9 protein-coding genes, 1 rRNA gene and 1 pseudogene are annotated in these 10,592 nt (G+C 40.8%); 3 read left to right on the plus strand and 8 right to left on the minus strand.

What is annotated here, in order from left to right; genetic code table 11:
• Positions 1-179 precede the first annotated feature (179 nt).
• Positions 180-512: pseudogene (locus FTV38_RS15595) on the plus strand (NADPH-dependent FMN reductase); the annotation flags it as partial.
• Positions 513-837: 325 nt separating this feature from the next.
• Here the strand turns inward: FTV38_RS15595 and FTV38_RS15600 are convergent.
• Positions 838-2,127, minus strand: coding sequence for a glutamate carboxypeptidase (locus FTV38_RS15600; protein ID WP_180022949.1), 1,290 nt, complete (start codon positions 2,125-2,127; stop codon positions 838-840).
• Positions 2,128-2,617: 490 nt separating this feature from the next.
• Entirely contained in the window at positions 2,618-3,013 is a 396-nt protein-coding gene (locus tag FTV38_RS15605) for a tautomerase family protein (RefSeq protein WP_180022950.1), read from the minus strand.
• A 383-nt stretch (positions 3,014-3,396) separates the two neighbouring features.
• Between FTV38_RS15605 and FTV38_RS15610 the strand changes: the two genes are divergently transcribed.
• Together FTV38_RS15610 and FTV38_RS15615 are read left to right on the plus strand one after the other, a co-directional pair.
• A complete protein-coding gene (locus FTV38_RS15610) occupies positions 3,397-3,924 on the plus strand; it encodes a hypothetical protein (RefSeq protein WP_180022951.1) in 528 nt (175 codons plus the stop codon).
• Between the two features lie 280 nt (positions 3,925-4,204).
• Positions 4,205-5,245, plus strand: coding sequence for a TauD/TfdA family dioxygenase (locus FTV38_RS15615; protein WP_180005606.1), 1,041 nt, complete (start codon positions 4,205-4,207; stop codon positions 5,243-5,245).
• Positions 5,246-5,337: 92 nt separating this feature from the next.
• On the opposite strand, the gene FTV38_RS15620 is transcribed toward FTV38_RS15615, so the two are convergent.
• From FTV38_RS15620 to rrf, 6 genes are all read right to left on the minus strand, one after another.
• A complete protein-coding gene (locus FTV38_RS15620) occupies positions 5,338-6,513 on the minus strand; it encodes a PQQ-dependent sugar dehydrogenase (protein WP_373887025.1) in 1,176 nt (391 codons plus the stop codon).
• Positions 6,514-6,894: 381 nt separating this feature from the next.
• Positions 6,895-7,206: an ankyrin repeat domain-containing protein gene (locus tag FTV38_RS15625; RefSeq protein WP_180022952.1), complete on the minus strand. Its 312-nt coding sequence runs from the start codon at positions 7,204-7,206 to the stop codon at positions 6,895-6,897.
• A gap of 82 nt (positions 7,207-7,288) precedes the next feature.
• Positions 7,289-7,834 (minus strand): hypothetical protein, encoded by a 546-nt coding sequence (locus FTV38_RS15630; protein WP_180022953.1) that lies wholly within the window; start codon positions 7,832-7,834, stop codon positions 7,289-7,291.
• Positions 7,835-7,916: 82 nt separating this feature from the next.
• Positions 7,917-9,266, minus strand: coding sequence for an aromatic acid/H+ symport family MFS transporter (locus FTV38_RS15635; RefSeq protein WP_180022954.1), 1,350 nt, complete (start codon positions 9,264-9,266; stop codon positions 7,917-7,919).
• Positions 9,267-9,673: 407 nt separating this feature from the next.
• Positions 9,674-10,225, minus strand: a complete 552-nt coding sequence (locus tag FTV38_RS15640; protein WP_180022955.1) for a DUF4256 domain-containing protein — start codon at positions 10,223-10,225, stop codon at positions 9,674-9,676.
• 241 nt (positions 10,226-10,466) lie between these two features.
• Positions 10,467-10,581: ribosomal RNA gene (gene rrf / locus FTV38_RS15645) — 5S ribosomal RNA — on the minus strand.
• Positions 10,582-10,592: the final 11 nt, after the last annotated feature.

Raw genomic sequence — 10,592 nt, forward strand, 5'->3', positions numbered from 1 at the left:
CTGATGCTAGTTGGTCTAACACCTTGCAATGTTTGTCTTTTATACGTAATTTAAGGGTTTTCATGTACTTATATTAACAATCAAAACTCAAGGAAAATAGTCCTTAGTTAAATCAAACGACACTTCAGGTCGTGTCGCTTATATCTCTGACCTGAAGGACAGAGTTTTACGCTCCATTTGATAAAATCGCGCAAGGCGACGCATTTATTTTCATTAGCCCTGAATATAACCACGGCTACAGCCCTGCGCTCAAAAATGCATTGGATTACCTCGGTAAAGAATGGGGCGGAAAACCTGCGGCATACGTTAGCTATGGAGGCACCAATGGTTCACGTTCGATTGATCAAATTCGCCAAGTGGCAACTCAATTGGGCTTAATTGACAGTAATGCTGTAGTTGAAATTCGTGACATTTTTACACGTAATCAAACAGATAAATTCGAACCGAATGAATTTGATAGCAAAGCGGTTAAAGCGATTTTCAAAAAATTACTGCAATATGTGAGTGCTTAATTGTTGCCGTTCGCGTGATAGATGCCGCCTTTTGTAGGTTCAGGCTTACATTATTTTCGGCAGATGGCAGCTATACGCCATGCATCATCCACGATAAAGTTAAAGCATACAGAGACAGGACGTCACTGAACATAAAACAACAATGATAAGACTAAGCAGGAAGCTTACGGTAGGACAGGAGTTATACCGCTAGAATGAATCTGAAAAAGCCTCGACAGGATGTCGGGGCTTTTTTCATTTCAAATGCTACATAAGAATAGCTCTAACATGAGCCACAACCAAACTCAGGGCAATGACTCATTAGATCTCATCCAATCGGATACGATTACTTTTTAGAACTTTCAACAATTAAGCGGGTCACCAAGTACAAACGCGGCACGATAGAATCCGTCAAAATATATTCTGCTTTATCTGAATGTAATCCATCGCCAGACATACCGATTCCTTCAATGATCGCGGCTTTCGAAGTAACTCCAGCAAAAGCGGCATCAGTACCACCACCCCAAGCGGTCGTTTCAACTTTCATCGGCAGCTTTAATTCGTTTGTGTAAATCTGCTGGGCTGTCGCGGCTAATTTTTTGGCTTGTGGACTGGCTTCTAAAGGTGGTCGACGGACTTCAAATTTGACCTCGACCTGACTTTCCGCCAATTTTTTGGTTTTGACTTTTTGCTTCAAGGTTTTTTCCAACTCAGCAAAATCTTGTGGTTTTAAGGAACGAGCATCTGCCTGCGCTGTCGCATGGTCAGGAATCACATTTCGGGTTTTTCCAGCCGTCGCAACAGTCCAATTCAGCTTTAAACCCGTTTTCGGATTGGATAGATTTTCCAATTGTTGAATCTGAAAAGCCAGTTCTGTCAAGGCATTGACCCCTGCTTCAGGTTTTACCCCCGCATGCGAACCCTGCCCTTTAATATCTAAATAAGCCGCACCAATCCCACTGGTGGCTAACATCAAGCTTCCCTCTAAACCACCGGTTTCAAAGGAGAGGACAACGTCCTGATTTTGAGCGGTATCCATAATCAATTGGCGCGAGCCGGGTGAACTGATTTCTTCATCTGAATTAATTAATACCGTAATGGTGCCGTAATCTTGGTACTTCAGCTGTTTCAGCATATCCAAAACATGAATCACTGCAGCAACACCTTGCTTGTCATCCAAAATACCCAAGCCATAGGCTTTATTACCGTCTATGCGAAACGGTTGACCTTGTAATTGGCCCTTTTGATACACCGTATCGTTATGCGCCAACAACATAATGTTCGTTTGACCTTTGCCTTTTAGTACCGCTTTTACAATCGGCCCTGTCTGATCTGGCGCACCATCGAGTTTCATGATGTCTTTGGGCTGAATCACGTTCACCTCAGCCCCTGTGGCTTTTAATTGCTCTGCGACCACCTTGGCAATTTGATTCAAACCCTCAATATCTTTACTGCCAGATTCAATATTGACCAAGGTTTTCAAGGTCTCTAAATAACTGTGTTTTTGACTTTCCGCAATTTTCTTAATCTCTTGTGGAGATGCTGCCCAATTTGCTGAAGCACTAAGCGCAATGGCACAGCCTAATGCGAGCTGAAGTTTTGACGTCGTCCGTTGTTGTGTAAGTGTTCTTAGCATCGATCTTATTCCCTGTATATTTTTCATTATGAATTTTTAATGTCTGATAAATTAGTTCACCATTCAACCAATTAATCGCAAAAATATGTAACACCGCTGATAAAGCTTTTAGTCACTTCAAAACCAGCTTCCAGCTGTTTTAAAAGCGGTTTAGATCGATTTGGAAACATAGATCTAGCAGTCGAGAGCCTAGCTGCTATGCAATGCCTTGAAGGAACGGTCAGAATTAAAATTTAAGTGTTGTACGTTTTGGCTTACATTAGATGCGGATAATAGACACTATTCACGTTATTGGATTACTTTTATATTAAGGTCATACAGCGACAGGATGTCACTGAACATAAAACAACAATGATAAGACAATGAGCAGGAAGCTTAACGGTAGGACAGGAGTTATACCGCTAGAATGAATCCGAAAAAGCCCCGACAGGATGTCGGGGCTTTTTTCGTTTAGGCGATGTGAAAGCAACATTCCATGTATTTGCACAGACTAAACATCGACCTGAAAACCTAAATCGACATCACAGGCGGCTTGACCACCTCGTATCCCCCAATTTTCTAGAGGGCTTTCACGTAAGGTAATGATGATATGGTCGGCCGGAATGCCAAATTCCACCAAATTTTGCACCAGCATTTGATATAACTTACGCTTGGTTGCCACGGTTCGTCCCGCAAAACAATCGATGGTGATATGTGTAAAGCGCTCAGGCTGCGTCAAATGATCAAGCACCTGAAACCGATGTAGCGCATGCACTTGCAAATGTATATTGCGGTCATATCGAGGCAGTTGAAAACTCTGTTGTAAGGCGTTAAAGACAGCATTTATCAACTGTTGTTCTTGTTCTATGCTGTATTGCATCCGTATATCGATTTGTGTTGCAGGCATGCGCGAAACTCATTGTTGTTATTTAGATCACTACACTAGCAGGATTTAGCGATGTTCTGCTGTAGGCATTTACCTACAGCGCTTGCAGTATTTACGCCTATGGCCTCAACAGCAACGCGCCTATAGTAAGAACATACAGAGACAGGATGTCTTGCAATAAAAATAAATAATGCACATGCAGCAGGAACGCTGATCGGTATGACAGGAGTCATATCTTTAGAATGAATCTAAAAAGCCCTCGATAGGATGCATATTCTTGCCCAATTGGACACTTGATAGTATATCGTACTGGACACAGATTCTTCTTTTAATTGGACACTCTTATTTTCAGACACTCTTTGCATCTAAAACGAAATTTAAACGAAAAAAGTAAAATGATTCCTATGAAAAAAGCGGTTATTGCACTGAGTTGCTTAAGTATACTTTTGATGGCCTGTTCCTCGCTTCTTAATCCAAGTATTCAGAATTCACTAAAAGAAGTGAGAACATCAAAATTCCTAAAAAATGAAGATAAAACAAAAAACATTGGTGGGATTGATGCAAATAGTAATGGTGTGCGTGATGATATTGAGGGATACATAAAGCTCAAATATGGGAATAACCCTGAATTTGTTAGCGTATATATGCAGTATGCACAAGAATTACGAAGAAAGCTGACTTTGGCTAGTGATGATCGTGAGGTCTATCGTAGAGCGTCACACGAAGTTAGTAGAAAAATGGTTTGTGCTGCGGAAATTGACTATAAAGTTGAGCCTGAAAAAATGTATCGGGACACAATGATCATTTATGCCCTGTCGGTGAATACCAAGCAACGTAAGGCTGAAAGTAATCGTATTAGCTCGTTGGTGAGTGGCATGGTATTCACATTACCAACTGAGGGACACTGCAAAATTAATGAATACGTTTATTAAAGTGTCCAACTTAAAAAAGAATGGGTGTCCAAATACTTATTGATTTTGCAATAGGATGTCGAGGGCTTTTTTCATGTCGTCATTCATTCAGAGATCGCACTCTATTCGTCGAAAAATCGCAATTTATCAACAATACTTACATCGCAACAGTAAAACTGTACTTATAATCGGCAGAGAATTTAGACAGAATAACGGCTGCGAGTTCAGCAGCTCGAACTGTCAGCGCTTAGGGATTAGGCGACAACAATAAAAATTGAATTAAAAAATTAGAGAATGACCTATGCAATTGCAACAGCAACAACTGAATAGTTTTACCCGCATTTTTCATGCCGCTCCAGAACACAATAGCCCGCAAGATCTTGCACAATATATTGGCGCGCATCGACAAGAGCTTTTACAACAAATCCATGAAAATGGCATCTTACTGTTTCGTGGTTTTAACATCGAGCAACCCGAACAATTTAACCAACTGATTGAACAATATTTTCAGTTTACGCCATGGAATGCATTTAACCCCAACATGCCCAGCTGGGTTGCATCTTGGATGCGAAAATACAGCGAGAAATTGCTCGGCGCAGGCGACTACCGTCGTTATATCGATCGCAACACAGTGCAATTGGGTCCAGTCGAAAACTCGGTACAAGGCCCACATGTTGAAGGTGGTGTGCGCTCAGAACGCTCGCGTTATATCGCCTTATTTTGTCAGGAACCTTCGACGTATTTGGCAGAAACAGGATTTAATAACTTAGAGCAGATTTGGGAGAATTTTCCGAAACATCTACAGGAAAAATATCTTGGTGCATGGAACCATTTTTCTTATGTCTCGGCGCGCGAGGTGGGGCTATTTGACCGATTATTGCTGAAAAAGAGCCCGTTTAGTCTAGAGATTCGACAAGATAAAAAAGCCAAACTGACCTTGCAGCGTTCGCCACTGGTGATTCATCACCCCGATACGAAAAAGCATGTGATTCAGCCGTGGGCTTTTGCTAATAATACCAATCCATTTGCCCATCAGGCGGCCAAAAATTGCTTTGAAAATCGCGGGGAGATTGAAATCGATTCGACAGCGGACGGCATGCAACTGACTTGGGAAATTTACACGCCAGAAGGTCAACAAATTGAATGGAGCGATGCCGAAAAGCAGCAATTTTTTGATGCGATGTATAAAGATGCCCTGCTTTTGCAGTGGCATAAAGGTGATGTTGCGATCGTCGATAATATTAAAATTGCGCATTGGCGAATGAATGGAGAACAAGGAAATCGTAAATTAATTCAAATTCAAGCCAATGCATTTAATGCCGATGAGCACTATGCGGCTTAGGTGACGGATTTGAAATTCGTGCAGGCCTGTATGTGAGAAGCCCCGGAGGGGCTTTTTTTTATTTTTTGAATTTTTTGTTTATTTTTTAGTCGCTATTTTGGCTCAATTTTGAATAACCATGCTTTTTCACCATCCTCAATCCCCCAAATTGCGCCATCTTTGGCCTCAATCAAGCCACGGATCCGCTGTTTCATGTCGATACGCTGGATTTCTTGGACAGGTTTAAGCTCTGTATCAACAATCACAATCGCTTCTGAAGATAAGCCACCAATCAGCGCTTTATTTTTCCACAAGGGGAACTTTTGCCCTTGGTAGAACATCAAACTCGACGGTGAAATCACCGGTGTCCAGCTGATGGCAGGCGCTTCAAATTCAGGCCGTGTAAGATGATCAGGAATCGGTTGATCATCATAATGATCGCCATTCGACACATGTGGATAGCCATAGTTTTTCGCACGCTGCACGAGATTTAACTCATCACCACCTTTCGGTCCCATTTCGGCCACCCAAAGCTGCTGTTTTGCATCAAATGCCATGCCTAAAGGGTTACGGTGCCCGAAGCTCCACACTTGCTTTGCAACTTCGCCTTGGGTCTGAAATGGATTATCCGCAGCAGGTGTTCCATCACTATTTAAGCGCAGTACTTTACCCAAATTTGACTGCAGATCTTGTGCAGGATCAAACTTCTGACGTTCGCCCGAACTCACCCATAATTTTCCATCTGCGCCAAACTGCATTCGGTGTGAATAATGGCCTTGACCTTCTACTTTTGGAATTTGCCTCCAAATGATTTTTCGCTGTTTTAAACTTGGCGCAGCTTCATTGAGGTTTAATGTGGCTTTTTCGATGACAGCGCCATAACCGCCCTGTCCGGCTTCTGCATAGCTCAGATATATCTGATGATTATTTTCAAACTGCGGATCGAGTGCAATATCACCTAAGCCGCCTTGTCCGCCATAGGCAACTTTGGGAAGGTTTTTCACCTGTATTTTCTGCTGGTTTTGAGGATTAAAGATAATTAGCTGACCTTTTCTTTCAGTCAGCAATAAACGGCCGTCTGTAAGTGGCTGGATGGCCCAAGGCTCATTGAATTGAGCGATTTTTTGTATTTTAAAGCCCTGTTCTTGCTGGACTTGTGCAGAATTTTGAGTTTGGCTTGGTGTTTGATCTTGTGCTGTAGTTGTGGTGTTTTCCGCATGGCATGCGGCTGTCATCAAGATGCCAACGATCAGGCTAGGCGTTCGAAAATATTGTATGCATTGTTTCATTTACTGTTCCCTTCCCTTTTATAATCATTTGATTCTAATCAATTAATCAGATGATTTTTCTTTGGAAAGGTAACAGAATAATTTTGTACGTTTTGGCTTACATGACATGCAGAAAATTGCGGCTTTCCAAGTTTATGAAACAGGCCTAATCTACAGTTATCAGGAGACAGGAAGTTTCCGAAACATAAAACAATAACAATAAGTTTCTGCATCAGGACGTGAGATATGACAAGGAGTTGTATCTAGAACACGAAATACGAAGAAAACCCCGACAGGATGTCGGGGTTTTCTTTTTCTATCTATTAATTTTTTATGACCCATTAAAAAAATCCCCCAGATTCAGCTGGAGGATTTCACGATCATGATTTTGCGCAATCGGACTTAGAGGCTTTTGAGATATGCCACAACATCGTCATGACCTGCCATTTCTGCAAGTTCTAAAGCGGTATATTGGGTTTTGTGCTTTACATCTGCACCTTTGCCTACCAATAGCTTCACTACGTCTAAATAGCCGTTTTCTGCTGCTGCATGCAGTGCGCTGTAGCCTTCTTCATCGGCAGAGTTTACGTCTGTGCCATTCGCCAAAGATTTTTCGACTTCTGCAAGTTCACCTAAAGATGCCCAGTACACTAGCTCAGGCAGATGCAGTTCTTCATCGTCTTCAGGGATTGGGGAGATAGAATTAAAGTTCATATTTTTCTCACAATAGTATTAATAAGGGCTTAGTTAGATATTAGATTAATTAAAACCAAATAATTAACAACACAACAAAATATTAACTCTCTCCAACCCACAGTTGAATTGTCGCACACAATTGTAATCCATATACCCAACCAATAAAGTCGCCTAGCTCTTGACCGTTAAAACTCAAATCAATAGTTTTATTCCTAAAAGTAGTAGGCAAATCATTAGGAATTCCTTTTATAGACCATACACCATTATGACCAATTGCATTTCTAAGATGCCTTGCAAAGGCATACCATTCTTGTGACCTAAAATGATCAGATTTATTATTTTCAAAAGCATAACTTTTGGCAGCTTCGAAAGTTTCTAAAATCATGTAGTAAAATGTTTGTTTAACAAACATTTTTGCTGAACCATTGTCTAAAGTATTTGAAAAATTAATATTATATAAAAGCCAATCTGTAGCAGCTACTTCATTTCCGCTTAAGACATATATTTCTTTATCTGATACTGTTAAATTATAATTACTCAAATAACGGCTTGTTGGTTCTTTTACTGCTAATCCGTAAGCACCTAAACTAAACCAAAAGGCATCACGGACGTATTTCATTTTTTCTAAACATCTTTCTTTTGTCATAATTTTAAATATTCTAAATATCATTTCTATTAGAGCATAAAAAGCCCCCTTTCGGAGGCTTTTCTTTTTAAAGAATCACAACTTAGGCTTTCGCTGTAGATGCCTCTTTAACATCAATTTTATCACTGTCGTTTTCATGCATGATCAATGCAACCGCGATCGCAGTAATCAGTACAGGTAAACCCACCGCCATAAAGTTGAAATGCGCAGGTAAGTTCATACCGAGCAAACCACCAATCAGAATCGGCCCTACAATCGCGCCCATACGACCAATTGCAGAAGACCAACCAATACCCGTCGAACGTACAGCAAGTGGGTAATACTGCGCCACATAGCTGTACAGCAGCATTTGCGAACCAATAGATGCAGCACCTGCCAAGAACACCAAAATGTATAGCAAGAACTGATTTGATTGGAAGCCCATCAAGCTCATCACAATCGCGCCCATCATACCCAAAACCATCAGCACAGGTTTTAAATGGAAACGGTCAGCCAAAATACCACCGCCAACAATACCCACAACTGCGCCCACGTTCATGACCATCATAAACATTAAGCTGTTATCCATAGAATAACCGGCTGCCATCATCAGTTTTGGTAACCAGCTGCTTAGCGCATACATGGTCAATAGGCACGTAAAGAACGCCACCCAAAACAATAATGTATTTACGGCACGACCACGGCGGAATAAACTCACCACGTTAGCAGCTTCAGGCACGCTTTCTTGAGGCAAAGTGAACACTGTATTTTCAGTCACTTTCACTTCAGGTGCTAAGCGCTTCACGATACTGCGGGCTTTTTCCTGTTTGTTTTCTTTCACCATAAATGCCAAAGATTCTGGTAAAAATCTCCAAATCACAGGTAAAAGGAAAAGTGGAATACCCGCAATAAAGAACATGATTTGCCAACCAAAGTCAGGGGTGAACCATGAACCTAAAAGTGCCGCCATCACACCACCGACTGCATAACCACTAAACATCGTCGTTACCAGTGTGCTACGCATCTTCTGCGGCGCGTATTCAGACGTTAAAGCCACAAGGTTAGGCATTACACCGCCAATCCCTAAACCAGCCAAGAAACGCAAAATACCAAATTCTGTTGGATTCGACGCAAAACCACCGGCAAAGGTCAAACCACTAAATAAAACGATACAGATCATAATGACTTTTTTACGGCCAATCTTATCCGCTAAAGAACCAAAGAACATGGCACCAAACATCATGCCTGCGAGCGCAGTACTGGCAAGCATCCCCGCTTGCATTGCACTTAAGCCCCAGTCTTGCATCAATAATGGTAAAACCACGCCATTAATCGCTAAATCGTAGCCATCAAATAAAATAATCAATAAGCACCAAGCCACTACATTGAAGTGGAACGGGGTAAATTTAGCCTTATCGACTACAGAATTTATGTCTATTTTTTCCGTTGTCATCGTTCTCATCTCCCATGAGTACTTGTCCATAACATTCATTGAATTTTTAAGTAAAATTCAACAGCCACGGAATATACGGAACAGTGTTTTCTAGGGATATTAGACGTATGTTTAATAAATCTAGTCGCTTATAAGTACATGTTAATTGTGTTATTTTTCATGCTTTAGTTTAATTATTAAACATTATCAATATATGATTATTTAACTTCTTTTTTTAAATCATAATGTCCTTGTTTTCAGGTCTAATTCTTCTATTCTTTCATTCAACTTCAGAACGATACACCATCATTTATTTCTATCTTTAGTTTAGAAAAATTTTAAATGTCTAAAAAACAAACGCAATTACATCTTTAGAAAAGTTCGTTTGAACACTCTTGATTGTTTTAAATGCATTGATAGCACTGAGACTAAGCAATCACCAGCTTACAGCGAAATCCTCGAGACGCATAATATGACTGTGCGCCATTATGGTAGCTAAATACATGATCATAACGTCGGTCACAAAACAGTGCCCCACCCTTTTGCCGAATATCTGCTGGCGTCACGATCCAGCTCGAAGTATTTAAATCGAAATGAAAAACTTGCTGTATTGCTCGATAGTCTTCTTCTGTCAGTAGCTCAGCACCGATGTCTCGAACCATGTCTATAACGTTATTTTTCGGGGGATGATCCTTCCGATTCTCCAAGGCATCACGGTCATAGCACAAGCTTCGTCTAGGCTTTGGCGACTCTAAGCTGCAATCATAAAATATCAGGTCATGAGATTGCTGATTCAGCATCACAATATCTGGCCCACCGCCTGTTTTTTCCATTTCGATTAAAATTTTTAGTTTTGAGGGCTGTGCAATCAATTGTTTTTTTACATCATCCCAAAGTAATTCTGGATGCCGCTGCATATTTGCCTCAAAGCGTTGCTGCAATATTTCTAAAATAGAGACTTCATCGAGATCTTGGAGCATTTGCACATCCTATTGTTTTTATACCTTGGCGACTAAACTTCACTATAAAGAATATAAGCTTGGCTTGATGTAAATTTTTTGCGCTGTTTAGCTTTATTCATTTTAAATATCTGTCGTTTTCCTATTTTTTGCTTTCGCTTTTCTTCTTATTTTCCTATTTTGTTCTTCTACTTTTCTTCTTATTTTTTCCACACACATAAAAAAACACCCCCTGATATGTCAGAGGGTGTTTCGAATAATGAGCTGGCGATGACTTACTCTCACATGGGTAACCCCACACTACCATCAGCGCTAAGAGGTTTCACTTCTGAGTTCGGGAAGGGATCAGGTGGTTCACTCTTGCTATTGTCGCCAGCACAACTGTTAT

This window comes from Acinetobacter sp. YH16044 (assembly GCF_013417145.1).
Lineage (GTDB): Bacteria > Pseudomonadota > Gammaproteobacteria > Pseudomonadales > Moraxellaceae > Acinetobacter > Acinetobacter amyesii.

Coding starts and splice junctions, on each gene's coding strand:
- FTV38_RS15620 (WP_373887025.1), bottom strand. CDS start 6,513: ATGAAACAATGCATACAATATTTTCGAACGCCTAGCCTGATCGTTGGC.
- FTV38_RS15615 (WP_180005606.1), top strand. CDS start 4,205: ATGCAATTGCAACAGCAACAACTGAATAGTTTTACCCGCATTTTTCAT.
- FTV38_RS15635 (WP_180022954.1), bottom strand. CDS start 9,266: ATGACAACGGAAAAAATAGACATAAATTCTGTAGTCGATAAGGCTAAA.
- FTV38_RS15610 (WP_180022951.1), top strand. CDS start 3,397: ATGAAAAAAGCGGTTATTGCACTGAGTTGCTTAAGTATACTTTTGATG.
- FTV38_RS15630 (WP_180022953.1), bottom strand. CDS start 7,834: ATGACAAAAGAAAGATGTTTAGAAAAAATGAAATACGTCCGTGATGCC.
- FTV38_RS15600 (WP_180022949.1), bottom strand. CDS start 2,127: ATGCTAAGAACACTTACACAACAACGGACGACGTCAAAACTTCAGCTC.
- FTV38_RS15625 (WP_180022952.1), bottom strand. CDS start 7,206: ATGAACTTTAATTCTATCTCCCCAATCCCTGAAGACGATGAAGAACTG.
- FTV38_RS15640 (WP_180022955.1), bottom strand. CDS start 10,225: ATGCTCCAAGATCTCGATGAAGTCTCTATTTTAGAAATATTGCAGCAA.
- FTV38_RS15605 (WP_180022950.1), bottom strand. CDS start 3,013: ATGCCTGCAACACAAATCGATATACGGATGCAATACAGCATAGAACAA.